The 24,029-nt window shown below is 68.5% G+C and carries 21 protein-coding genes; 6 read left to right on the forward strand and 15 right to left on the reverse strand.

Features of this window, described 5'->3' with window-relative positions:
* The first annotated feature begins 130 nt into the window (after positions 1 to 130).
* A complete protein-coding gene (locus QHF89_RS20400) occupies positions 131 to 772 on the forward strand; it encodes a universal stress protein (protein ID WP_136966543.1) in 642 nt (213 codons plus the stop codon).
* Here the strand turns inward: QHF89_RS20400 and ggt are convergent.
* From ggt to QHF89_RS20425, 5 genes are all read right to left on the reverse strand, one after another.
* On the reverse strand, positions 769 to 2,661 hold the full coding sequence (gene ggt, locus QHF89_RS20405) for a gamma-glutamyltransferase (RefSeq protein ID WP_136966542.1): 1,893 nt from the start codon (positions 2,659 to 2,661) through the stop codon (positions 769 to 771). The two genes, QHF89_RS20400 and ggt, sit on opposite strands and share 4 nt — an antisense overlap.
* 41 nt (positions 2,662 to 2,702) lie before the next feature.
* On the reverse strand, positions 2,703 to 3,587 hold the full coding sequence (locus QHF89_RS20410; protein WP_136926937.1) for a hypothetical protein: 885 nt from the start codon (positions 3,585 to 3,587) through the stop codon (positions 2,703 to 2,705).
* A 191-nt stretch (positions 3,588 to 3,778) separates the two neighbouring features.
* Entirely contained in the window at positions 3,779 to 4,825 is a 1,047-nt protein-coding gene (locus QHF89_RS20415) for a beta propeller repeat protein (RefSeq protein ID WP_284720725.1), read from the reverse strand.
* Positions 4,822 to 5,508: a hypothetical protein gene (locus QHF89_RS20420; RefSeq protein ID WP_136966541.1), complete on the reverse strand. Its 687-nt coding sequence runs from the start codon at positions 5,506 to 5,508 to the stop codon at positions 4,822 to 4,824. Before QHF89_RS20420 ends, QHF89_RS20415 begins: the two co-directional genes overlap by 4 nt.
* Before the next feature lie 2 nt (positions 5,509 to 5,510).
* Entirely contained in the window at positions 5,511 to 6,593 is a 1,083-nt protein-coding gene (locus QHF89_RS20425) for a hypothetical protein (RefSeq protein ID WP_284720726.1), read from the reverse strand.
* Positions 6,594 to 6,768: 175 nt separating this feature from the next.
* Between QHF89_RS20425 and QHF89_RS20430 the strand changes: the two genes are divergently transcribed.
* Positions 6,769 to 6,993, forward strand: coding sequence for a hypothetical protein (locus QHF89_RS20430; protein WP_136926940.1), 225 nt, complete (start codon positions 6,769 to 6,771; stop codon positions 6,991 to 6,993).
* A gap of 86 nt (positions 6,994 to 7,079) precedes the next feature.
* Here the strand turns inward: QHF89_RS20430 and QHF89_RS20435 are convergent, their stop codons facing one another.
* Positions 7,080 to 8,381, reverse strand: a complete 1,302-nt coding sequence (locus QHF89_RS20435) for a citrate synthase (RefSeq protein ID WP_232379303.1) — start codon at positions 8,379 to 8,381, stop codon at positions 7,080 to 7,082.
* Between the two features lie 238 nt (positions 8,382 to 8,619).
* Here QHF89_RS20435 and QHF89_RS20440 point away from each other — a divergent pair, with 238 nt between their 5' ends.
* Positions 8,620 to 9,267, forward strand: a complete 648-nt coding sequence (locus QHF89_RS20440; protein WP_136926942.1) for a hypothetical protein — start codon at positions 8,620 to 8,622, stop codon at positions 9,265 to 9,267.
* Positions 9,268 to 9,369: 102 nt separating this feature from the next.
* Here the strand turns inward: QHF89_RS20440 and QHF89_RS20445 are convergent, their stop codons facing one another.
* The 5 genes from QHF89_RS20445 to QHF89_RS20465 form a co-directional block, all read right to left on the reverse strand.
* Positions 9,370 to 9,705, reverse strand: coding sequence for an HU family DNA-binding protein (locus QHF89_RS20445; protein WP_136926943.1), 336 nt, complete (start codon positions 9,703 to 9,705; stop codon positions 9,370 to 9,372).
* 419 nt (positions 9,706 to 10,124) lie between these two features.
* Complete coding sequence (locus QHF89_RS20450) at positions 10,125 to 11,153, reverse strand: NAD(+)/NADH kinase (protein WP_136966540.1); 1,029 nt, start codon at positions 11,151 to 11,153, stop codon at positions 10,125 to 10,127.
* Complete coding sequence (locus QHF89_RS20455) at positions 11,150 to 11,815, reverse strand: NUDIX domain-containing protein (protein WP_136966672.1); 666 nt, start codon at positions 11,813 to 11,815, stop codon at positions 11,150 to 11,152. The genes QHF89_RS20450 and QHF89_RS20455 overlap by 4 nt, the downstream gene beginning before the upstream one ends.
* A gap of 37 nt (positions 11,816 to 11,852) precedes the next feature.
* On the reverse strand, positions 11,853 to 13,382 hold the full coding sequence (locus QHF89_RS20460) for a hypothetical protein (RefSeq protein ID WP_136966539.1): 1,530 nt from the start codon (positions 13,380 to 13,382) through the stop codon (positions 11,853 to 11,855).
* 178 nt (positions 13,383 to 13,560) lie between these two features.
* On the reverse strand, positions 13,561 to 14,367 hold the full coding sequence (locus QHF89_RS20465; RefSeq protein WP_136966538.1) for a hypothetical protein: 807 nt from the start codon (positions 14,365 to 14,367) through the stop codon (positions 13,561 to 13,563).
* A gap of 41 nt (positions 14,368 to 14,408) precedes the next feature.
* Between QHF89_RS20465 and QHF89_RS20470 the strand changes: the two genes are divergently transcribed.
* Positions 14,409 to 16,595 (forward strand): cyclic nucleotide-binding domain-containing protein, encoded by a 2,187-nt coding sequence (locus tag QHF89_RS20470; RefSeq protein WP_136966537.1) that lies wholly within the window; start codon positions 14,409 to 14,411, stop codon positions 16,593 to 16,595.
* A 4-nt stretch (positions 16,596 to 16,599) separates the two neighbouring features.
* Here QHF89_RS20470 and QHF89_RS20475 read toward each other — a convergent pair whose 3' ends face one another.
* Both QHF89_RS20475 and QHF89_RS20480 read right to left on the reverse strand, forming a co-directional pair.
* Positions 16,600 to 17,238 carry a Uma2 family endonuclease gene (locus tag QHF89_RS20475; protein WP_136966536.1) on the reverse strand — a complete coding sequence of 213 codons (639 nt, stop codon included), beginning with the start codon at positions 17,236 to 17,238 and terminating at the stop codon, positions 16,600 to 16,602.
* Positions 17,239 to 17,284: 46 nt separating this feature from the next.
* Complete coding sequence (locus QHF89_RS20480; RefSeq protein WP_136966535.1) at positions 17,285 to 18,067, reverse strand: hypothetical protein; 783 nt, start codon at positions 18,065 to 18,067, stop codon at positions 17,285 to 17,287.
* 868 nt (positions 18,068 to 18,935) lie between these two features.
* Between QHF89_RS20480 and QHF89_RS20485 the strand changes: the two genes are divergently transcribed.
* The gene (locus QHF89_RS20485; RefSeq protein WP_136966534.1) at positions 18,936 to 20,123 is read left to right on the forward strand and encodes a hypothetical protein; all 1,188 of its coding nucleotides are present in this window, start codon (positions 18,936 to 18,938) and stop codon (positions 20,121 to 20,123) included.
* Positions 20,124 to 20,129: 6 nt separating this feature from the next.
* On the opposite strand, the gene QHF89_RS20490 is transcribed toward QHF89_RS20485, so the two are convergent.
* Together QHF89_RS20490 and QHF89_RS20495 are read right to left on the reverse strand one after the other, a co-directional pair.
* Positions 20,130 to 20,522: a hypothetical protein gene (locus QHF89_RS20490; RefSeq protein WP_136966533.1), complete on the reverse strand. Its 393-nt coding sequence runs from the start codon at positions 20,520 to 20,522 to the stop codon at positions 20,130 to 20,132.
* A gap of 43 nt (positions 20,523 to 20,565) precedes the next feature.
* Entirely contained in the window at positions 20,566 to 22,728 is a 2,163-nt protein-coding gene (locus QHF89_RS20495; RefSeq protein ID WP_136966532.1) for a sensor domain-containing diguanylate cyclase, read from the reverse strand.
* 335 nt (positions 22,729 to 23,063) lie between these two features.
* Here QHF89_RS20495 and QHF89_RS20500 point away from each other — a divergent pair, with 335 nt between their 5' ends.
* Positions 23,064 to 24,026 carry a hypothetical protein gene (locus QHF89_RS20500; RefSeq protein WP_136966531.1) on the forward strand — a complete coding sequence of 321 codons (963 nt, stop codon included), beginning with the start codon at positions 23,064 to 23,066 and terminating at the stop codon, positions 24,024 to 24,026.
* The last annotated feature ends 3 nt before the right edge of the window (positions 24,027 to 24,029 follow it).

The raw sequence follows: 24,029 nt of genomic DNA on the forward strand, positions 1-24,029 counted from the left end.
GTCCGCCCGAGCCCGCCCCCGGCGGCCGAGCCCGTCCGGGCACACGACGCGCCCGCTTCGAAATGCTTCCGCTCGAAGAAGCAGCGAAGGGGCTTGCGACCACGCGACGCGATCCAAACATTCGCTGGCAATGGTCGCATTAGCTCCGTCCACGGTAGAGCCCGGCCCCGATTCGCCCGCCCAGGACACCGAAGAAACGACGCAGCCGAGGCTGCGCGCCGTTCCGGTTCTCCCGCCGGATTCGGCCGTCCGCAGGATCACGCCGCCGGCGGAGCGAAAAAAGGACCCATACATCGTGCTCGTGGGGCTCGACCTCTCGGAGCCCGGCGGCCGGGCCTGGCGGTTCGCGTTCGATCTGGCGGAGCTGCGGGGCGAAGAGACCGAGATTCACGCCGTGGTGATCGGGGCGCGTGGCATGGCGCCGCGCATCAAGGACGTGGCCACGCCGCGGGTGTCGACCTCCCACGCGAGCGAGGCAAAGCTGCCGCCTTTGAAGGTGCTCGAACATCGATCCGCGGGCGGGCAAGCGCGGCTGATGGCCATGCATTATCGGGACGGACGGCCGGACAAGGCCATCGTGAACCTGGCGCACGAGATAGGCGCCGATCTCATCGTCGTGGCGAGCCACCCGCCGAGCCGGCTCGAACGCCTCTTCGGCGGCCCGCTCGCCGATCGAATCGCGCGCAATGCGCCCTGTCCCGTCGTGATCGTCCGCCCGAAGCGCGACGAGGACGACCCGGGCGTCGACCAATACGATCCGCGTCTTCGCTAGGGACGGGCGCTCTTCGCCTTTTCCACCTCGGCCCGGGAGACCCCCTCGGCCGTGCCTCCCTCGCGGGGATCGGCGAAGCCGTAGGCAGTGCCCGTCTGCGGGTCGACGAGGATGTCGTTCGCGTCGCCCTGCGTGAGGTTGCTTTGCTCGATCGTGTGGCCGCGCCGCGCGAGCTCGGCGAGCACCTCCCGCGACGGCGGGCGTTGCTTCTCCACGCGCAGTTTGTCCGGCTGGAACTGGTGGTGGAGGCGGCCGCTCGTGATGGCCTCGTCGATCGTCATGCCCCAGTCGACGAGATTGCGGAACACCTGCGCCACGGTGTTCGGGATCGTGTCGCCGCCCGGCGAGCCGAGCACGAGCGCGAGGCGTCCGCCTTGCGTGACGAGGGTCGGCGACATCGAGGTCGCCATGCGTTTGCCCGGCGCGACGACGTTCGGCCCGTCCTTCGAGAAGCCGCCGAGCGCGTTGCCGAGCAGGACACCGGTGCCGGGCACGACGACCTTCGCGCCGAACCCGGCCGAGAGCGTGTAGGTGCAAGCGACGGCGTTGCCCTCGGCGTCGACGATCGAGAAGTGCGTGGTCTCGGGCGACTCCTGCACGGCCTCGGGCATCGCCGCCGCGAGCGTGGCCGAGGGGGTGGCGCGGGCCGGGTCGATCGCGGGCTTGCGCGTCACGAGGTGCGCGCCGGAGAGGAGCGCCTGGAGCTTCGTGTCGAGGTCCTTCGGCCCGAAGTCCGGATCGGCCGCGACGAGGCGGCGATCGGCGTAGGCGCGCCGCGCAGCCTCGACGAAGAGGTGCAGCGCGTCGGCCGAGCCCGGCTTCTGCTCGTACGCCCGCGCGCGTTCGAGCGAGAGCATGATCTGTGCGAACGCGACGCCGCCCATCGACGGCGGAGGCGCGGTCTCCACGGAGAAACCGCGGTACGAGAAGCGCAGCGGCGCGCGCAGCTTCGCGCGGTAGTCGGCCATGTCCTTGGCCGTCACGTACCCGCCGCCCTTCTTCATCCATTCATCGATCGTGCGCGCGAAAAATCCTTCGTAGAAGGCGCGCGGGCCTTCCTTCGCGATCGACTCGAGCGTGCGCGCGAGGTCGGGCTGGCGCACGCGTTCGCCTTCGGCGAGCGGCTTCTTGCCTTTGCCCCAGATCGCGCGGGCGGCAGGGTCGTGCTCGAGTTTGTTCCAGGCCCACGCGAGCGTGAGCGCTTGCCGCGGGCCGAGCGCGTGTCCTTTTTTCGCGAGCTCGATGGCGGGCGCGAGGAGCTCGGCGAGCGGGCGCGTGCCGAAACGTTCGAGCGCGAGGGACAAACCTGCGACGGTGCCCGGTACGCCCGCCGAGCGGAGGCCGATGCCGCCGTCGTGATCGAGCATCGCGAGCACTTTTTCGGTTGTGGCGCCGGCCGCGGGCGCGGTCTCGCGGAAGTCGACGAAGTGGGTCTCGCCGCTCTTCAGGCGGATCATCATCACGCCGCCGCCGCCGATGTTTCCGGCCGAGGGATGCGTGACGGCGAGCGCGTAGGCGACGGCCACCGCAGCGTCGACGGCGTTGCCGCCGCGGCGCAGGACGGTCGCGCCGATGCGCGTGGCGTTTTTCTCGACGGAGGTGACGAGGCCGGCCTCGCCCTGCACGGCGCGCTTGCCGCCCGGTCGAAGGGCGACGGGCGGATCGGGCGGCGGTGGAGCCGGGTAAGGGTCGGGCGCGGGCGCAGGCGCGCTCGCGGAGGCCGACGTCGCGGGGACGACGGCCACGGGCGCGGTCGTGGAGGCGGTCGGGGCAGCGGCCGTCGCGGCGGGGGGAGGGGGCGCGGCGTCGTCACGCGGCGCGGGCGTCTGTGCGACGCAGGCCGAGACGAGCGCCGCCGCGAGGAGGAAAAGTCTCGGTCGCGCGGGCATCGGCGGGGGGACTCTAGCGCACGCCCCCCCGAAGCCAGCGACTACTTCTTCTGGTTCTTGCGGCGGCCGAGCGCGAGGCCAAAGGCCGCGAGGGCGCCAAGGATGCCGGCCGCGCTGCCCGACGTGTTGCCGGGGCTCTGGGCGCAGGAGACGCCCGCCTCGCCCGTGGCGGTGCAGCGACCGCCGTTGCACTGCGCGTCGCCGCGCGCGTAGCCCTCGACCTTGATCTCGAGCAGGCTCTCGAGCTGCGCGACGCACTGGTCGATCTGCTCGCCGACGTCGACGTACTGGCCGTCGCAGAAGAGCGCGCCGTCGGGCTTCGTGCAGGCGACCTCGCAGCCGCCCTGGAGCTTGGTCTCGCAGTTGATGAAGCCCTTGGCCTGGCAGTCGACCTGGCAGTCGATGTTGGCCTGCGCGTCGCAGGAGCCGGAGCAACACGAGGAGCACTGCGCCTTGCAGTCCGCGCTGGGCGGCGTGGCCTCGCAGCGCGCGTCACACTCGCCGCCACACGTGGCCTCGCAGGAGGCGCGGCACCGAGCGCTGTCCGGATCGGCGGCGCAGGCGCCGTTGCAGCTCGCGCCGCAGTCGGCGCGGCAGGAAGCGCCGCACTCGAAGCTGCCGGGGTCGACGTTGCACTCCGCCTCGCAGCTCGCCGAGCAGCTTGCGGTGCACGAGGCTTCGATCTGCGCGTTGCACTGGCCGCTGCAGCCGACGTAGAGGTCGGCGGCGCACTGGACCTGGAAGTTCAAAGGCTGGCAGGCGGCGACACATCCGCCCTCGACGCGCATCTCGCATTTGGCGTTCGCGGCGAGCTCGATGCCGCCGCAAGCGCTGATGGTCTTGGCGTCGGCCGACGAAGCAAAGCCGAAGGTCGTGGCGGCGGCGAGCGCGGCGGCGGCGAAGATCGGGGCAAGGGAAGTACGCATGAGTTCGTTCTCCTGTGTGGACGAGGGGTCCCTCGATCGCGGCGCCCCCGAGTGCAAGGGGACGACCACCCGCGAGGGTACGTCCTGCGTTCGACGATCCACCGAGGATTTCGAAACGGTCGAGCGTCGTCGTTCACGCCGCGTCGGGCGGCGCTGTCATAGCGGTGGTCGCACGTCCGACCAGGTCGCGTTCACGGCGTGATGCGATCCGCGATCCTGCCCGGGCCGTACCGCGCCACGATGCCTTCACGTGCCGCGCCCGGCATGCTGCTCGTCACGAAGTTCCCGCCGACGGCCCAGTACGTGCCAGTGCCATCGGCCCAGGCCGCGTGCAGATCGGCATAGGGTGGCACGTCGAACTCGTCCACCCACGTGCCCGCGCCGAGGCGCTGCTTCGAGCCGCCGAAGCCCACGACGACCACCTCGCCGGGCGCGTTGCAAGCCACGCCGTTCACGCCATTCGTGAGCGCGACGTCGAGCTTTTGCCAGGAGGCGCCGTCCGAGCGGAGGACGTCGAACGTGCCGACGGCGTAGACCTCGTTCGGGCCGCAGCCGTTCACCGTGAAGAGTGTGCCAGACGCGAGCGGCGGATCCGATTCGAGGGTCCACGCTGCGCCTTTCTTATGCCAGATCGTGCCGTACTCGCCGACCACGTAGAGGTCGTCAGAGCTCGTGCCCCAGACCTTGTAGTGCGCCCGCCCGAGCGGCATGCCGGGCAAGGTCACGGGCGTCCAGGTGCTCCCGTCCCAGTGCAGGACCACGTCGTTCGGCGCGCCGGCGCCGCCCTCGGGCGTGCCGCCGACGGCCCAGGCGTCGGCCTTGCCGGCCGCCCAGACGCCCCACAGCGTCGCCGTGGTGCCGGAAACGTGCTCCGTGAAGGTCGAGCCGTCCCAGTGGGTGATGCGGCCCTCTTCGCCGACCATCCAGACGTCGTCCGGGCCCGAGCCGGACACCCACCAGTACGTCTGGTCGCCGCCGGGAGAAAGCTCGCGGAAGGCATCGCCGTCGAAGTGGACGACGAGCGACTCCTTGCCGTTGCCGAGCGGGCCGCCGACGGCGAAGACGTCCTTCGGGCCGCTGCCCCACACGCTGAGCACCGCACGGTCGAGGTCGCCCCCGTCGAGCGTGACTTGCCAAGCGGGCGTCTCCGAGGAAGGCGGCGGGTCCGGGGGCGGATCGGAGCAGCCGGCCGCGAGCGCGCCGAGCGTGAGCACAAGCGGGAGGCGAAGGCGCTTCACGGCGATCCTCCAGAGGCATCCGCGGCCCCGTCCGCGCCGGCGTCGAGGTCCGGATCGGACGGGCCGGCGTCGGGATCACACTGCATGCCGAGGATGTAGTCGCCCGCGCACATGCAGAGGCACTCGGCCTCGCGCCCGGGTTCATCGCAGCGCGGGGTGACGGTCATGATCTTCGTGACCTTCTTCCCGTCGCGATCCGTGAGCGAGACCGTGAGCTCGTAGGGTTTGTCGAAGAGGTCGTCCTCGGCCCACTGGTTCGGACACGCCGCGATGTTCGAGAACGAGGAGATGTCCGTCGGCGCGCTGCGGCCGTAGCCGTCGTCCGTGGGCGCGAGGTTGACGGTGCGATTGTCTAGACGAACTTGCTTCGTCACCGGGTCGCGCAGGGCGCCCGCGATGCGGACGGCGCACGGGTCGACGTTCGTCGCCCGCACGCCGGCGAAGACGACACGGCCGCCCTGCGGCGGGAAGATCAAGGAGACGCTCGATCCATCACTGACCGACTGGATCTCGCCCTCGGGGCCGAGCGCGATCACCTCCATGATCGGCTCGGCCGAAGGGTCGCCGAGATACGCGAGCTTGCAGCCCCCGATGATGATGCCGGCGTCCTTCTCCGACGGCGGCGGCACGGGAGAGCTGCAAGCAGCGAGCAAGAACGCGAGGGCGAGACAGCGTTTGTCCACGGCTAGAAGCAGTTGATGTCGTCGGCCTTCGGGTAGTAGTAGACGAAGATGTTGCAGTGCTCGTTGGCCTCGACGATCGGGCCGAACGTGTAGCAACAGTCGTTCGCGCCCTGCTTGTCGAGCGCGTTCAAGCCGTCGCAGCCGAGCGAGGCCTCGGGCATCTGCCACTGGTACGAGCACGTGTAGAACACGCCGCTGTTCGCGGGGACCTCGAGGTCGAGCTCGGGGGACGTGAGCATCGGCGGCTCGTCCCAGGCCTGCGACGAGTAGAAGCGCTTATCCATCGGCGGCTGTTCGCCGCTCACGCCGTCCCACGCGAACATGTCGAACTGCTTGCCGCGGCTGTGGAAGTGGCCGTTCGCGCCGATGATGTGGACGGGCTTGTCGCTTTTGAACTGGCAGGAGCCGTCGAAGGAGGGCGTCGGGTTCGAGGCACAGACGCGGATCGACTGCTTGGTCGCGAAGAGCGTACCGAGCTGCGCCGTCACCTTCTCCTTGGGGATCGTCCAGAAGTTCACGTTGACCTTGCCCTCGCCCGAGGGCGTGCCCTGGGTCGAGGCGTTGACGTAGTGCGTCTGGAGCATGAGCCACTCGTCGGGCATGAACTCGTTGGCGACGCCCTCGGGGAAGGACCAGTCGAGCTTGCCGTCGATCTGCGAGTTCGCGACGAGCGGCCAGTCCGCCCAGTTCGCGCTCTTGAAGCACTCGCCGACGTTGTCCGTGCCCTCCTGGACCGCGCCCTTCGCGGGATCGAGGCCCACGATCGACCGGACGCGGAAGACGTTCATGTGGTGCGAGCCGTCTTTCTGCGCGATCTGCACGCGGTTGACGTAGACGGGGCTCTCCGGATCGAGGCCGTTCGCAGCCGCCAGGTCACGCACCTTGAAGAAGTAACAGTCCTGCTTCTCGACGCCGGCCGGGACCTCGAAGAGGTTGGTCTCGATCTGGAACCCCTGACCCTGCGGAGGTGGGTCGATATGTGCCGGGTCTGCCTCCGGTGTCGGGGGGGGATTGGGCTCGCTGGAGCAAGCGAAGAAGAGGGGCGCGGCAAGCGCGAGCAACACGAGAGATCGGAAAGCGGACATAGGTTTCCTCCCCGGGGGTGAGAAAAAGGGGACGCTAGGGACGCTACACGAAAGCAAGTCGTCGGCCATCCAGGCGCGGCGGTCCCCGCGCCCGCCCTTTCCGTGGGAGGCATGCGCTGGGAGGCGCGCGCAGGGCGCCTTGCTGCTATGGTCGCCGCACGGAGGATTTTCGTCGATGGCTGGCAACAAGCAGTGCGGAGAGCACACCGAGCTCGCGTCGAACAGCGCTGTCCGCGTGACGCGGTGCACGTGCGGCACGGTCCACGTCACCATGCTTCAGAACGGCGTGACGGTGCGCATGTCGGCCGACGCCCTCCGCAACGCGTGGGCAGGGCTGAAGGGCGCGATCGATCGGATGGATGAACCGGTGCCGAGCTTCGGCAGCTCGATCATCAACTAGCGTTCGCGAGGAACCGGGGAGGGGGAGGGAAGGGCGCGCGGGGGGAGGCGGCCCTCCCCCCACGCAGGCCCGAGGCGGCAAGCGCGTTAGCTGCGCTCTTCGATCGGCGTGTAGTTGCGCTCGACCTCGCCGGTGTAGATCTGGCGCGGTCGGCCGATCTTCGTCGACGCGTTCTCGTTCTGCTCTTTCCAGTGCGCGATCCAGCCGGGCAGGCGGCCGAGCGCGAACATGACGGTGAACATGTTCGTGGGGAAGCCGAGCGCCCGGTAGATGATGCCGCTGTAGAAGTCGACGTTCGGATAGAGCTTGCGCTCCACGAAGTACGGGTCGCTGAGCGCCGCCTCTTCGAGCTTGCGCGCGATGTCGAGCAGCGGGTCCTTGATGCCGAGCTTGGCGAGGACCTTGTCCGCCGCGACCTTGATGAGCTTCGCGCGCGGGTCGTAGTTCTTGTAGACCCGGTGGCCGAAGCCCATGAGGCGGAAGTTCGAGGTCTTGTCCTTCGCGAGCTTGACGAACTTCGAGACGTCGCCGCCGTCCTTGCGGATCTCTTCGAGCATCTCGACGACCTCCTGGTTGGCGCCGCCGTGAAGCGGGCCCCAGAGGGCACAGATGCCCGCCGCGATCGAGGCGAAGAGGTTCGCCTTCGCGCTGCCCACGAGCCGCACCGTCGACGTCGAACAGTTCTGTTCGTGGTCGGCGTGCAGGATGAGCAGGAGGTTCAGCACCTTCACGATGTCCTCGTCGATCTCGTACGGCTCCGCCGGGACCGAGAACATCATGTTGAGGAAGTTCGCGCAGTACGAGAGCGAGTTCTGCGGGTAGACGAAGGGCTGGCCGATCGACTTCTTGTACGAGAAGGACGCGATCGTGCGGACCTTCGAGAGGAGCCGCGCGATCGTGATGTCGACCTGCTCGCGGTTGTCCGCGTTGATCGCCTCGGGATAGAAGCTCGAGAGCGAACACACCATCGATGACAGGATCGCCATCGGGTGCGCCGTCGAGGGGTAACCCTCGTAGAAGTGCTTCATGTCCTCGTGGATCAACGAGTGCCGCGTGAGGAGCGTGGAGAAACGCACGAGCTCCGCGCGGCTCGGGAGATGCCCGTAAATCAGGAGGTAGGCGACCTCCACGAACGTCGACTTTTCACCGAGCTGCTCGATCGGGATGCCCCGATACCGCAGGATGCCCTGCTCCCCGTCGATGAAACAGATCGAGCTCGACGTGGACGCGGTGTTCACGAACGCCGGGTCGAGCACCACGTAGCCGGTCTTTGCGCGGAGCGTCGAGATGTCGATGCCCTTCTCGTTCTCCGTCCCGGTCACGATCGGAAGCTCGATCGTCTGCTCCTGTCCGTCTTTCTTCAGCGTGAGCTTGGCCGATTCCTGCACGCGTCCTCCTTTCACCACACCCGCCGCAGCGGCGGCATAAGTACCACGGCTCCTCTGCATAAGCCGAGCGGAACCACACGGGAAGTCTCCACGTGGACGCAAATCCTGTGAGGACGCCGGAAAACGCAGGCTTTCGCGCGAGGGAATGTTGGTCTGGCCACCAAGCGCCGCGGCGAGCGAGGGGTCTCTCGGGGCAAACCGCGCGGCGGCCCGGGAAAACTTTGGTACGTACACGAGGATGGCCGCGCTCGAGCCGATGGTCCGGGGCAAGCTCGCCTCTCACCCCGAAGCGTCCGCGTTCGCCGCCGAGGTCCTGCGGGTCCATCGGCGTTACGCGACGGAGATCGTGCAAGCGTACGCGCTCTGTCCGTTCGTCCGGGATGTGGACGTGGCGTTCGGGAGGTTCTGCGTGATGCTCGACCACGAGCCCGATCTCGATGCGACGCGAGACGCCGTCGTCGCGGCGCAAAGCAACGTGCTGCACGTGGTCTTCCCGCTCTCGCTGCCGGCGCCGAACGTGTTCGAGCGGTTCGCGTCGACGCTGCTTGCCCGGCTGCAAGGGTTTTTCCCGGAGGCGCCGGTGATGGCGGCGTTTCACCCCGCGCTCGTCGGGGATCGCGACGCGCCGCATCGTCTCATCGGGCTCTTGCGCCGCGCGCCCGACCCGTTCGTGCAGTTCATCCCCGCAGGCATGCACGAGGGCGGCACGGTGTTCGCGACCTCGATCGAGGAGTTCGAGGCGAGCGCCGTCGACCGTTCGGAGCTGAACTTCAAGAAACTCACAGGCGAGCCGATCGAAGCGCTGCTCGCGCGGGCGCAGGAGATCCGCGCGGATCGAGATCGGGCGTACGCGCGCTTCGCCAGCCTCGTGGGCCCGGCGGCGTAGGCGCGGGACAAAAAAGAAAACGGGCCGCGCGTCGGCTTCGCACACGCGAAGACCGACGTTCCGCGACCCGTGCCCCGTCCGTCATCGAACGGGAGCGAAGGCTCAGCCCATCGCGTCCTTGACCGCCTTGATCGGGCGGGCGCGGACCGTCTTGCTCGCCGGCTTCGCCGGGAACGTCATCGGCTGCTTCGTGAAGGGGTTGACGCCCTCACGCGCCTTCGTGGCCGGCTTCTTCACGACGCGGAACTTGGCGAAGCCGGGCACAGTGAAGATGCCGGCCTTCTTGAGCTCGCGGTAGGCGATCTGCGAGAGGTTGTCGAGGACGAGCTTGACCTGCTTGCGCGTGATCTCGCCCCCAGCCTCCTCCGCAATCGCGTTGAGAAGCGCGCTCTTGCTGATCGAGGCCGCCTTCTTCGTCTCCGTCTTCTTGCCAGCCATGATGTGTTTCCTCCGAGGTAAATGCCCTCTCGCGGCCCAAACAACCACAAGGAACGCGTTAGGTCGAGCGGGAAATCGTCGTTCGGAGCGACAAAAACAGGCCATTCGGCGCCGCTCCCGTCCGAGGGCGCGGGGGGAAGGGGGCCTTGGCGCGGCCGCACGGGCGACCAAAACAGCCGTGATTTTCCGGCGAAACCCGCGATCTTCCGGGAGAACCCTCGCGGCGCGGAGCGGAGGATCGCGGCGCGGTGGGAGGTCCGGCTACCACGAAAACGTCGGATCCCGAAGGCTCCGCGTAGATCCGGCTCTCTCGGGGGGCGCACGCGGCGTGCGTCGTTGCGAGGCGAATTTTTCACCGGACGGCCGGGAGACAGGCCTCCGGCGAGGAGGACACGCGCGGACGAACCCCGCTCGTCAGCTCAGCGCGCGTGGTCGTCGCGGTGCGCGGCGCCGCGCGAGGCGTGCGCCGCAGGTTCGTCCTGGTCGACGCCCCAGCGCCGCGTGGGCGCGATGCCGAGCACGGTGAGGGCCTCGCTCGCCTGCGTGAACTCCAGCAGATCGCCGACGCCGACGTCGATCGTGCGGTTCGGCCCGTCGATGAAGAGCTTCGCGTCCGTCATCTTGCTGCGGACGACGAGCGTCGTTCCCGGCGGGATGATCGCGTGGCGCAGCCGATACTTCTCGCCGTGCGGCGTGTAGGGCTCGCGGACGACGAGCTGCAATCGTTTGGAGGTCAAAGGAATCACGTGACCACCGGCGGAGCGCTGCGCGGCGGTGGAGCCGGCCGCCGGGCCGATCCAGAAGCCGCTCGACTTCTGCTCCTCCTCCTCGTCGCCGAGCCGGACGATGTAGCGCGAGGTGGCGGCGGGCGAGACGTGGCAGAAGAGCGCGTCGTTGAGGACGCGCGCCGCGACGACACGGCCGTTCACGCAGACCTGCATGCGCGTGAGCACGGCGCGGCGGAGCTCGCCGCGGAGCGCGCGGCCGATGGCGACGGCCGCCTCGCCGCGCCGCGCGCCGCAGAAGAAGCCGACGGAGTACTCGGGCGCGCTGTTGATGCCGAGGATGGGGACATCCGCGACGGAGTGCGAGGCGCTGAGGAGCGTGCCGTCGCCGCCGACGGTGATGACGAGATCGAGGCCGCGGGCGTCGAAGGCGTCGCCGACGCTGCCCTCGAACGCGATCTCCACGCCGAGCACGGCGAGCGCGGTCCTCACCTCGCGCACGGTGGCCTCGTGTTCCTCGTGCGCGGCGCGCAGGTGCGCGACGGTGGGATCGTGCGCGGCGAGGAGGCGCTGGATGCGGCCGTTCTTGCGCTCTTCGACCTGCACCCGGTAGGCCGAGCGCTTGATGATGAGCGCGACCTTGGGCTTGAGCGCGCTGCGCGCCGCGACGCCGTTCGTGCCTGCGTGCGTCTTCGCGCGTCGCGCGGACGAGGCGCGCTTCACGAGTCGAGCTCCGCGAGGCGACGGAGCGCGAGCTCGGTCTTTTCATCCTCGAGGAGGCCGCTCCGCGCGAGCGCGAGCGCCTCGTCGAGCGGGAGCGCGGCGATCGTGGCCTTGCGTTCGAGCACGGAGCCGTCCTCGGTCGGCGCTGCGCGCCGCGAGGGATCCACGGGGACGTGGAAGAAGAAGTGCCGCTCGCCGACCATGCCGGGCGCCGGAAACGAAGACGGGCCGAGCGGCGCGAGCGCGCGCGGGTCGACCTCGAAGCCGAGCTCTTCCTGAAGCTCGCGCGCGGCGCAAAGGAGCAGGCCTTCGGGGCTCCGCTCGTCGACCTCGACGAGGCCCGCGGGCAGCTCCCACAGGTTGCCGAGGTCGTCGCGCTCGGGGAGGGGCGAGGCCACGCGGCTCCGCAGCGCGACGGGCGGGCGCACCGAGGAGCGGAGGTAGACGTGGCGGATGCCCTTCGCGTCGCGGAAGTGCGCGGCGATGACCACGGCGTCGAGCCGCTCCCGCTCGACGATATCGTACGAGAAGGGCTCGCTCTGTTCGCCGTCCGGGAAGGAGGCGCGGAGCATGACGCGCTGGACGCGCAGGAAGGCGGGCGAGCTCAATTCCGCGTGCGGGTCCTGCGTGAGCAGGATGCGTGGCAAGGGGGGCAGCGGCATCGCCGGAGCCCGGAGCATACGCCGAATGGTCCGTGCGTTACAGGACTTTTCCGGCCCAGAGCGTGGCGTTGTACGCGAGCTGTTTGCCCCACGTGTAGCCCGAAGCGAGCGAACAATCGGACGTGAGGTAATGAAAATCGAGATACACGACGCGGCCGCTGCCGTACTGCCACTTCGCGACCGCGTGTCGGCTCAGGTCGCCGAGCCATACGACCGAGCTCTTCGCGCCGGGTTTGAGCGTGAACTGGATCTCCTCCCAGCCGACGAAGTCGCCGTTCTGGAACGTGACGCCTTGCAGAAGGACGTCGGTCGGATCGGTCACGGTGACCTTGAGCGGGTAACTCTGGAAGCTGTTGATGAGCTGGCCCGTGACGGGCAAGGCGTCGAGGTCGCCGTAGTTGCTGTACATCCACGGCGTGGCGATGACGCCGCCGCCTCCCTGCACGTACGTGTTGAGGGTGGAGGGGCTGAAGCAGCTCATTTGGCCGTGAAGGATCACGACGTCGAACTTCTGCAGCGTCGAGAGCGAGCAATCGGTGTTCACCACGGCCGAGCCGATGAAGGGCTGCGTCGCGAGGTGGGCGCGCAGGTCGTCGACGTAGAACGGCCCGCCCATCACGCCGATCTTGAGCAGCTTGCAGTCGTCGTCGGTCGAGAGATCACAACCCGCAGGGCAGCAGCCGTCGCCAGGGGCGCACGCGAGGATGGGCGCGCCCCCGCCGCAGGTGCCGGCCTCGCACGTCTCGCCCGTGGTGCAGGCCTTGTTGTCGTTGCACGTGGTGCCCGAAGGCACGGGCGCGCCGCTGCCGCACGCGCCGCCCGCGCAGACCTCGCCCTCGGTGCAGGCGTTTCCGTCTTCGCACGCGGCGCCGTCGTTGCCGGCGATCGCCACGCAGGTCTCCTGGATCTCGTCGCACTGCGGGTTCTTGCAAGGGTCGGCCGTCGGCGTGCACGGGTTCGGCGCGCCGACGCACTGGCCGGCGACGCAGACGTCCTCGACCGTGCAGAAGAGCTTGTCGTCGCAGAAGACGCCGTCGTTTTGCGGGACGGCGATGCAGCCGGCGACCGGGTCGCAGGTGCCGATGGCGCAGAGGTCGTTGAGGAAGGAGCAATCGACCTTCGGGCCTAGCTGGCACGCGCCGGCCTTGCATACGCCGAGCTCGGTGCACGGATCGCCGTCATCGCAAAAGCCGCCCTCGTTGACGGGCCCGAACTCGCACGCGTTGCTCTCCTCGTTGCAACTGCCGATCTTGCAGGCTTCGCCGTTCGACGGGCAGATCTTCGAGGTGCCCGCGGTGCACGCGCCGCTCAGGCAAACATCGTTGACGGTGCAGAAGAGCCCGTCGTCGCAAGGGCCGAAGTCGTTCTTCGGCACGAGCTGACAGCCGCTCTCCCCGGCGCACACGCCATCACTGCAAGGGCCTTCGAGGGCCACGCAGTCGAGGTCCGTGGTGCAGGGGGATCCCGGCGTGACGTCGGGGCCCCCGTCGAGGCCCCCCGCGCCGCCCATACCGCCCGCGCTGCCCCCGCCGGCGTCCCCCCCGGCGCCGGTGCTGGTGTCGGGCATTTGAAGCGGATTTGCGCAGGCAAAAGGGGCCGCGGCGAGTGTGAACAGGGGGAGAAGGAAGATCGGTGATGTAAGCGAAGCAATACGCATGGTCGCCATACTTACCGTGACGAACGTGCAGCGTCACGGCGGCGGCGACTTCTCGACGGGGGCGTGTCGAGGGCGTGTCGAGGACAGCTCAGTCTTGCAAACAGGCGTTGACCTGCTGCCCGCACTTCTGCTGCACGCAGCCCAAGCACGCCTGCGTCGGCTGTCCACCCTGGCAGGAGCTTCCGCACTCGTTCGTGCAGCTCTGCTGGCAGGTGCAGGTGAAGAGCGCGCCGAGCAGCACGTCCGAGCCCTGGCAAGGCGGGTCATTGCCTCCGCCCTGGAGGATTTGCGAACACGTGCTGCACGCAGAGCCGCCGCCCGTGCCGCTCGCGCTGCTGCTCGCCACCGTCGACGTCGTGCTCGATCCGCTCGCGCCGTCGCAGAAGGTGCCGCACTGGCCGCTGCACGAGGCGCACGTGCAATCGTAGGTCGGTTTTGCTTGCGGGAACTGCGTCAGGCAATCGTCGACGCAGAGGTTGTCGGTGCAGTTCTGCGCGCAGCCGAGGAAGCCCTGACACGGCTGGCCACACGCGAAGATCTCCGCCTGGCAAGCGCCGAACGCGCATTGCCCACAGGCCTGCGGATCGAAGCCGCCGCCGCCCTGCCCGCCCTGTCCCCCGGTGCTCGCGCTGCTCGAGCTCGGGCCCGTGCCCGTGGCCGCGCTGCTCGAACTCGATGCGGCCCCACCTTGTCCGCCCGCGCCGCCGAGCCCGCCCTGCCCGCCTACGCCGCCGAGCCCGCCTTGTCCGCCCGCGCCGCCTTGTCCGCCCGCGCCGCCTTGTCCGCCGGCCGTGCCGCCGCCGGAGAAGAGTGATTCCACCTCTGCGGCGCATGCGGCCACGGAGCCGAGACTGAGCACGATCGACAAAAGTCCAAGTCGAAAAGAAGTACGCATGAAGGCACCTCGCGGGCGCATGGTAGCTCTCCCTGCGTCGTATGTCGTCGCCCACGCTGCCCGATCTCCCCACGTCCATTCCGTCCGGATCCGTGGACGCACTCGCCGCTACGAGTGTGCTTTTCGCGCAGGTCTGCAGCGCGACGTCGTCGCGGCTGGTTTCGTATCTCGAACACGTCGAGGTGCCGCCGACGTCGGTGCTGCTGCGCGAGGGCGAAGTCGGACAGGAGATGTATTTCCTGGTGTCGGGCGAAGCGCGCCTCCGCCGCGCGAACGTGGACCTCGGGCGCATCGGGCCGGGCGCGTATTTCGGCGAGCTCGCGCTGATCACGGGGCGCCTACGCACGTCGAGCGTGATCGCGGAGTCGACGCTCACGCTCGCGCGGCTCTCGCGTGCGCAGTACGAGCAGATGTCGAAGCGCGACCCGGAGCTCGCGCTTTGCCTGACGCAGGCGCTCGTGGCGTCGCTCGGAAAAGAGCTCACCGAGATGACCGAGACCATGGGCGCGCTCTTGCACGAGCGCTCCTTGCCGCGGCGCGTGTTCGTCGACGTCACGGTGAACCGCGCGTGGGCGCGGGTGCGGACGGGGACGCTCCTCGGTGATCTCCTGCCGCGGGACGTCGGTGGTGATCCGGTGGTCGCGGCGCTCGTGAACAACAAGGCCGTGTCGCTCGGGATGCCCATCACCTCCGACGCGCACGTGGAGCCGCTCTGCGCGTCGCACTGGGAAGGCAAGCGCGTGTATCGCGCGAGCCTCGGCTTGCTCTTGCTCGAAGCGTCGCGGCGCGCCTTTCCGGACGTGTTCGTGCGGCTCGGGCCCGGCGCGGGGTTTGGTCAGCCGATCGAGCTGCTCCACCCGGGCACGCTCTTGCTCACGACGTGGGCCGAGCGCGTGACGGCGAAGATGCACGAGCTCATCGCGGCGGACGTGCCGTTCCAGCAAGAGTTCTGGACCGTCGACGAGGCGCGCAGCCACTTCGCCGAGGAGGGCGCGCGGGACCTGCTCGCGCTCCTCCGGACGTGGCGAACGGGGCACGTGCAGCTCGTCTGCGCGGGGTCCGAGGCGGTGCTGTCGATGGCGCCGCTCCTGCCGAGCGCGGGGCACATCGCGCCGTTCCCGTTCCGCATCGAGGTCGGCGGCGAGGCGGTGATGTTGTGTTACGGCGACGAACCCCGCGTGACGCCCGAGGGCGGCGCGGCCCCGCCGTCGACCCGGTTGCACCAGGACATCCAGCCTGCGTCCGCGCGGCTCGGCGTGCGGCAGGACGAGCCCTGGCTGACGACGCTTGGCATCACGAGCGTGGGCGCGTTCAACGACGCGTGCGTGCGCGGCAAGACGCCGGAGATCATCCGGGTGAGCGAGGGCCAGCACGAGAAGCGCATCAGCCGCATCGCAGACGCGATCGCGGGGCGCGGGACGATCCGGGTGATCTGCGTGGCGGGCCCGTCGTCGTCGGGCAAGACGACGTTCCTCTCGCGCCTGACGGTGCAGCTCCTCGTGAACGGGATCCACCCCGTGGGGTTGTCGCTGGACGACTACTACGTCGACCGGGAGAAGACGGTGCGGGATGCGCGCGGCGAGTACGACTACGAGTCACTCGAAGCGATCGACGTCGGCGCGCTGCGGGATCACCTCGGGCGCATCTTCGCCGGCGAGACGGTGAAGACGGCGCGTTACGACTTCGTGACGGGCAAGAGCCACCCGGACGGCGGGCGCGAGGTGACGTTACGCGGCTCGGACGTGCTCCTGATCGAGGGCATCCACGGGCTGAACCCGAAGCTCATCGACGGGCTCCTCCCGCGGGACAAGGTCTTCTGCATCTTCCTCCAGCCGATGACGGCGCTGCCGTTCGACCGGGTGAACCGCATCAGCGTGTCCGACGTGCGCCTGCTCCGGCGCATCGTGCGTGATCGGCATGGGCGCGGGACGAACGCAGCGGCGAACATCCTGCGCTGGCCCTCGGTGCGTGCGGGCGAACGCGCGAACATCTTCCCGTTCCTCGCGCAGGCCGACGCGATCTTCGACTCGTCGCTCGTCTACGAGCTCGGCGTGATCAAGGTGTTTGCCGACCGCTACCTGCTCGAAGTGGCGCAGGAGCATCCGGCGTTCGTGACGGCGCACCGGCTGCGGCAGCTCATCGACAAGGTGGTGACGATCTACCCGGATCACGTGCCGCCGACGTCGATCCTGCGGGAGTTCATCGGGGGGAGCGGGTTCGAGTATTAGGACGTCAAACGGAGTCGGGATCGACGCCGAGGGCGCGGAGTTTCTCGGCGAGGCGCTCTGCGCGCTCGCGACCGGTCGGGACGAGCGTGCCTTCCTTCGTGAAGAAGCGAAGCTTGTCTTCGTGAACGCCGAGGGAGAGATCGAGCTGTGTGCTCCACAGCCGCCTGTCGCTGTCGGGTGGGATCGGTTCGTACCGGCCGCCGAGGAGCCGGAAGCCCGCGAACTCCTTCGTCTCCGGGTCGAACCAGAAGTACTCGGGCGTGCGGAAGACGTCCTGGTAGACCTGCTTCTTGAGGCCCTGATCGAGCTTCTTCGTGCTGTGTGAGAGCACCTCGACGATCACGTTCGGGTACTTGCCGTCCTCGTGCCAGACGGTCCAGCTCTTGCGAGGCCTGCGCTCGGTGCCGAGCACGACGAAGAAGTCGGGGCCGTTGAACTTCTCGTTCTTGAGCTGCTTCGGGCTGAAGTAGACCGTCAGATTGCCCGCGGCGAAAAAGTCGGCGCGGTCCTTCCAGTAGAGCTCGATGCTGTCGAGGAGCATCAGGAGCTGCGCGGCGTGGAGGGAGGATTCGAAGCCGAGCGCTTCGCTCCAGAGGTCGTCTGGAGGCAAATCGTCCGGGAACTCGTGCTCCAGGGACGTCATGCCAAGGACCCTGCATGACGATGCACCCCGTGGCAAGCGGGCCTCTTCAGGGCGTCGTGCTTCCGCCTGCGGCGTCCGCGCCGGCTTCGACCGTGTCCTCGGGCTCGGGCATTCCCGCGCGCCGGCGCGCGGTCGGGCGCACGCGTTCGCTCAACGCGGGGCGGCCGGCGAGGAGGAAAAAGGCAGCGGCTGCATCGGCCACCCCCGAATACGACGTTCCCCAGGCGACCATGGCCTCGTTCTTGGCGGTCTGCGTGAGCTGCGCCTCGCGCTTTTCGCGGTCGACGTCGCCGAGGGCCGTCTTCAATGCGGAGGCGCTGGCTTTCAGGTCGTCGGCGGCAACGATGGGGTCGATCTTCAGGCTCTTGTTCTTCGGCGGCTCGGTGAGCGGACGATTGCGGAGCAAATTCTCGACGTTGTCAGCGAGGACGAGGACGGTGTGCGGATCCTCGGGAATGGGGGCGCCGAGGCCATACGCACCCGCGACGACCTGGCCATAGTTGCGGGCGAGGCCGGACCGAAGCGTGCTGAGGAAGTCTCTCGTCTCCGCCGTGCAGTCGTCGCGCTTCGCGCGGTAGCCTTCGTCGTCGGCGAGCTCGATCATATGGGTGCGGTCGGCGGTGACGAGCTGATGGGCACGCGCGCGGAGGTGATCGCCGAACGCGGCGAGGACCTTGGCCAGGGTGAGGTGCTGAGGGACGCCGCCGGGGAAAAGGATCATCTCCAGGGTGGGCGCGATCTCGGGGCCGTGGATGTCGACCGCGGCGACCACGTTGTTGGTGATCGCGACGCGGTCGGAGACCATGCGGGAGGCTTTGGCTTCGCTCATGGGATGTGGAGACCCGACGAACGAAGGAAGCTTGGGAAGGGGGATGGCGGGAGCGTCCGGGGCGCGAGCTTCAAGTTGAAAATGGGGCTCCGGGGACGAACGGGGCGCGGCGATCGGGCGCGCGGAGGGGGGCGGGGGCGGCGGGAGGTGGGATCGAGTGGCGCGGAGGGCGGGCGAGAACGGCGGGGTGGAGGTTTGAGCGGCGAGGGGTGAGGCGAGGGCGTCGAGGTGGGTCTGCGATTCGGGAGAGGCGCGGCGGGGGCGGCGGCGAGCGGGTTCGGGGCTGAAGAGGGGCAGGTGAGGCGGGCGGGGTGAGGCGCGAAAGCGAAGATGGGGACGCGGAGGGGTCGACAGCCGGCGCGACGTGGTAGGTTGGCCCCCATGTCAGCGGCTTGGCCGAAGATGTACAGGACGATGTTGCCGGAGGTTCCGTCGGCGTCGCCTACGGTTCCGGCGGTGGGGACGGCGGCGAACATGCTGGGGGCGTGCGTACCTCCGTCTGTGCCCACAGATGTGCATCCGGACGGTGAGGGGAAGGTCGGACCCTGCAGCGAGGGGATTTCGGTGGCGCCGCGCCTGACGGCCCTGCCTCCGAGTCGAGTCCCCGAGCGACTCGGTCATCTTCGGCACGGCGCGCGAGGAAACAACGCGCACCGCGTGTTTCGCATCGGGGAAACGAACTTCGAACGGGCACCCTTGGGCGATTCCCTGGAGCTTATGCCGACGTCCAGCAAACACGGAGTGATCCAGCCGCTCCAACGAATGTCGATCGGTGATTACCAACGAGAGCTCGCCGCCACGCAACGGCTGTGGGTTGTGGATGAGGGGGGCTGACATGCGGTCGTCTGCGTGCTCGAGGTACGAAGAGTTGCTCGTCGAGCTGCACCGAGAGATGCGAGCAGGGCGCAGCGATGGGGAGCGGGCGGACCGGCTTCGCGACGAGATGGATGCGCCCTACCTCGCTGCGAGCGAGGAGGAGCAAGCGCACCTCGACGATCTTTCCGAGGACCTTTACATCATCGAAGGGAAGCGCCGGGTCGAGCCGTTCGTCGAGGGGGAGACGCAGGCGATAGTGTCGCAGAAGGTCAATGAAGCGTTTCTGGGACAAGACGATCGTCAGGCTTTATCGCTTATCAGAAAGCTCCCGTCACCGCTTGAGGCTCGCTACGTATATGCGATGGGTCGGTGTTGGGAGCGACAGGGATTTTTTCATGCTGCTGTTTGCTTCTACGACTTCGCGAACGAGCTGGAGCCAAAGCCGCATTATGAGTTTCTCGCTCTAGAGGCTCTCGTTTCCGCGGGGCTGATCGACGTTGCGGTCGAGCGCGCACGAGAAATCGAATCGCGGCCCATCGTCTCGGGGATACTGCTTCTGGAGGTTGCTGCGATCCTTCGTCGGGCATCGATGCAGGCAGAGGAGAAAGATCAGCGCGCGGTGCTCGAGCGAGTCACCAAGTTGGTCGAGTCCGCATGGGATGACCCTACGGCACTGCCTTCAATTCGTGCCATGGGGCTTCTCGCCGCAGGATTTGCGTACGAGGACCTCGGAGACAAGGATCAAGCGTTACGCTCCTTCGAGCGGGCTGTGACCGTGCATCGCTCCGAAGGGCCGCTGCTCGCGCGCGGCCTCGCGTTGCTGCACTCCGATCGAGCCCGAGCGATGCGAGACTTCACCGATGCCGCTAGATTGAAGACGAAGCTCGACTGGCCTTACCTCTACGCTGCGTTTCACGCGCTCCAGATAGGCCGCTACGCCGAAGTCGAGAGGTTCTGCGAAGATGGCCTTGCGCTATCCACCCGTAGCGAGGTGCGCGGGCGCCTCTTCGAGTGGTGGGCCATCGCCGCAGCGATGCTCGGTCGTCCTGAACAACAGGTGAACGCTCTCTTTGATCAAGCGACGGCAGAGCTACCGCTGGACCTGGAAATCCGTGGCAACGCTAAGCGTTACCGGGAAGCCCTCGATACCCAGGAAGTTTTGCCCGCGAACGACTGGGAGCTGTCGGCGGCGGAGATCGACGAAGCGCAGGCGTGGGAATCGCTACGTCTCGCCGCCTGATCCCCTCTACTTCGGCTCCTCATCATCCGTCATGATCCGGAACCCCGGATCCTCCTCCGTCGGCCCCTTCGGCTTCTGGCCCGGCGGATACCGCGGCGGATCCCGATCGTCTTTGCGCTCGTCGTCCGGCCCGGGCTCGCGCTTCTTGTCCTTGTCCTTGTCCTTCGACCCGAACAGCATCTCCGTCCCCAGCCGGCTCACGACGTTGTTCGCGGCGCGGTAGATCTCGCGCCCCGCGACCTCGACTTGCTTGCCCACGTCCGTGCGGTCGAGCTCCTTCTTGATTCCGGTCGCCGCCATCGTGGCCGCGCGGAACAAGTGGCCGAGGCCCTGCACCAGGTGCGTCTTCGCCCGTTCGGCTTGCTCGTTGCGATCGTCCCGATCGTCGTTCGCGCTCATACCTGGAGTGTATGGGTCGCGTCAGCGCGCTCGCAAGCCACGATCAGGCTGCGTGTTGCGCTTTCGACCCGGCGGCGCGGGGCAGGGCCGCGTGGGCGGTGACGCGGTTCCGCCCGCCGCGCTTCGAGGCGTAGAGGGCCTCGTCCGCCGCCTTGAAGAGGTCTTCCCAGGTCTCGCCGGCCTCGGGGAAGCTCGCCACGCCGATCGAGCAGGTCACGCGGATCGTCACGGGCTGACCGTCCGGACCGGGCTTCGGCGCGTGGAAGATCGTCTTGCCGAGCTCCTCGCGCACCCGCTCGGCCAGCAGCATCGCGCCGCGCGTGTCCGTCTCCTCGCAGATCACCACGAACTCCTCGCCGCCGAAGCGCGCCGTGGCGTCGGTCGCGCGCCGCTCGCGGCGGAGCACCTCGCCGAGGCCCTTGATGATCACGTCGCCCGCGTCGTGCCCGTAGGTGTCGTTGACCTTCTTGAAGTGGTCGATGTCCGTCACGAGCACGCTGAGCTTGCGGCCGAAGCGCTTGGCCGCCTTGATCTTCTGGTCGGCGATCTCCAGCATCGCGCGCTTGTTGTAGAGGCCCGTCATGCCGTCGAGCGTGGCCATCTCTTCGAGCCTGCGCATCATGCGCGCGTTCGCGAGCGAGACGGCGACGTGGCTCGTGAGCACTTCGAGCGTGCTGCGCGCGGCGTCGCCGAACGCGGCGCGGCGGCGCGAGCCGAGGACGAGCGTGCCGAGGGGCTTGTCGTGCACGAGCATCGGCAGGACGATCATCGAGGGCATGCTCGGCGGCGCGAGCTTCTTCGTGAAGACGACCTGGCGCTTCTCGTCGTACTCGCCGCGGTAGGGCAGCGGGTGCTTGTTTTCGAGCGCCATCGAGACGAGGCCGGCGTTCTGCTTGTAGCGCTGGCCGACGAGGTTCGCCTCGTCGCCGCCGCTGACGGCGCGGATCTCGTGGGCCTTCTGCGACTCGTCGTAGAGCGTGACCGCGGCGAAGTCGACGCTCGTGATCTCGCGCGCCGTGCGCAGGCCCGACTCCACGACCTCGGCCTCGGTCGTCGCGGCGTTGAGGCTCTCGACCGCGCGGTAGAGCCGGCCCTGCTCCACCTTGGCGCGCTCGAGCTGCACGAACACACGCTCGTTCTGGATGGCCCGCACCGCGTAGCGGCAGGCCTCCATGGCGAGCTCCTGTTCTTTGAGGCCAAAGGGCTCGTCGGTGAGCCGGTCGAGGACGAGCACGCCGCGGATGGAGCCGTGCTCGAAGACCGGGAGCGCGAGCGCGGCGCGCACGGGGCAAGGGCCCGTGTAGTAGGGGAGCTTGTGGCGCGGCTCGAGGCCACGGAGCGCGACGGCCTCGCGCTGCGTGATCGCCGCGCCGAAGATGCCGTCGCCCGCGAGGAAGGGGCCCTCGGCGACGTTCGGGTCGTCGGTCGAGAGCTCGCTGATGCGCAGGTGCGTCCCGGCGTCGTTTTGCCAGAGCAGGACCGCCGTGTGCAGGTTCATCGCCTGCCGCAGCAGCCGCAGCGCGAAGAGCACGGACTGGTGGATCTCCTCCACGCCCGAGCGCACGAGCCGCTCCTCGTCGTTCGCCCGCGACGAGGCGCGCCCGCCGCCCGGCGCGCCGAGCAGCCGGTAGCTCCGCGCGTCGTCGCGAAGTTTCTCCACCTCGGCCTGGATACGCTCCTTCAGCGCGCTCCTCGCGCGGGCGATCTCGGCGCGGAGGAGCAGCGCGTTGAACGAGGCGAACACGACCATGAACGCGCCCGCGTAGGCGAGGCGGTCGAGGCTCGACGCGAGCATGGCCCAGTGCCGCACGGAGGCGTCGAGCCCGAGCGCGAAGGCGAGGAGCAGGACCGTGGCGATCGGGCGCGCGAACGCGCTCACGAGGCCCACGCACACGTAGACGAGCGGGTAGAGGCGCCCGTCGAGCGCGCCGTCGCTGCGCGTCACGATCGCGTAGACGAGCACGGTGAAGAGCGCGCCGACCTCGAGGTCGAGGCGGAGCGTGCCCTCGATCGCCCGGGAGCGCCGCGACGCGCGCGCCGCGAGCAGGCCGAGCAGGAGCGCCGAGGCCGGCGCTTCGATCCAGAGCGAGAGCGGGCTCGCCGTGGACGCGACCACGATCGCGCCGAGGCCGATCGCAGAGAGGAGCGGCAAGGCCGCGCGGCCAAGGCGCCGAAGCTTGAGCACGAGGACCACGAGCGGAGCCATTTGGGTGCGACCGGTCCCGTATCAGAGGGCAGAGGAGCGGGCCTAGTTTTGGGACATCGGTCCCCGGCGGAGGCTGGGGCGTGGACGTGTGCGCGCGTCCTGACGTGTGCGCCGTCTCGACACGCGCGTGGATGCCGGTCCGGGGGAAGACGAATGCGAGAACGATGGCCAGCGGGCATTGCCACGCCGCGCTCGAACACGTTTCCTGGCCGAAAACGCGGAGAGTTTGATCCCGAAAGTTGTTTGATTTTTCCGCCGAGGCGTACCGTTTGCAGCGTCGTCGGTGCTCGCGTGCCGAGATCCACAACGCCGAGAAAAGAACGGTACATACCTCGATGAGACTCGACCGACTCCGGTCCGCGCTGCTGCTTCTCTCCCCGCTCGTCGCCGCGTGTATCGGCGCCCCCGACGGATACGAGGACGAAGGGCTCACGGACGAGGCGCAGCTCGCATTCTCGATCACCAAGGACATGCTCACGGTGAACGAGAGCCCGTCGGGCGTGAATACGTGGCCGAAGACCGTGACATGGTGTCTGGTTGGTGATCACGCGCCGCATGTCCGCACCCCCGCGGATCCCGTCGACGTCCAGTGGGACGTCTCCTGGTCCCCGAGCGATGTGCCGAGCAGCGGCCCTTGCATCAGCCGCACCTTGTCCGAGGAGAGCTGCGACTCGAGCGCGATGGTCGTCCGCGATTCGGCCTTCCATACCGGCAATACCGCCGACCCGAAGGCGCACATCGTGTACGACCACCGCGCATCCTTCGCGATCCTCCCGTCCTCGTACACGGTGCCGGTGAACCAGTCCGTGTCTCTCGTCGCCCCGGGGCCACACGGCACGCGGCACTGCGACGGAACCGGGAGCTTCGTCTGGCAGATCAAGCTCGCGAATGGCACCTGGCAGAACGTGAGCAGCAATGTGCAAACGCTTGCCGTGAACAACACGACGCCCGGCACGGAGACGTATCGGGTCCGCTCGACGCACCAAAACTTCGTGTCCACCAGCAACGAGATCGTGGTGACGTGGGTCGCGCCCCCGGCGGGCTGCACGATCGGCGGCGTGACCTACACGAACGGCGCGTTCAATCCGAGCAACAAGTGCCAGGTGTGCGACACGTCGATCAGCACCACGAGCTGGTCGAACAAGAATGGGCAAGCCTCGAGCGGAGTCTGCAAGAGCAGCGGGGTGTGCGGCGGCCTCATCACTTCGAGCTGCGCTGGATCGCCGTGCACATCGGATCTCGACTGCACGACCATTTGCCTGGACGGCGAGCGGGTGTGCGGGGGGCGCCTCGATTAGCGG

Origin of the sequence: Polyangium sorediatum, from assembly GCF_029946465.1 — a bacterium.
Taxonomy (GTDB): Bacteria; Myxococcota_A; Polyangia; order Polyangiales; family Polyangiaceae; genus Polyangium; species Polyangium fumosum.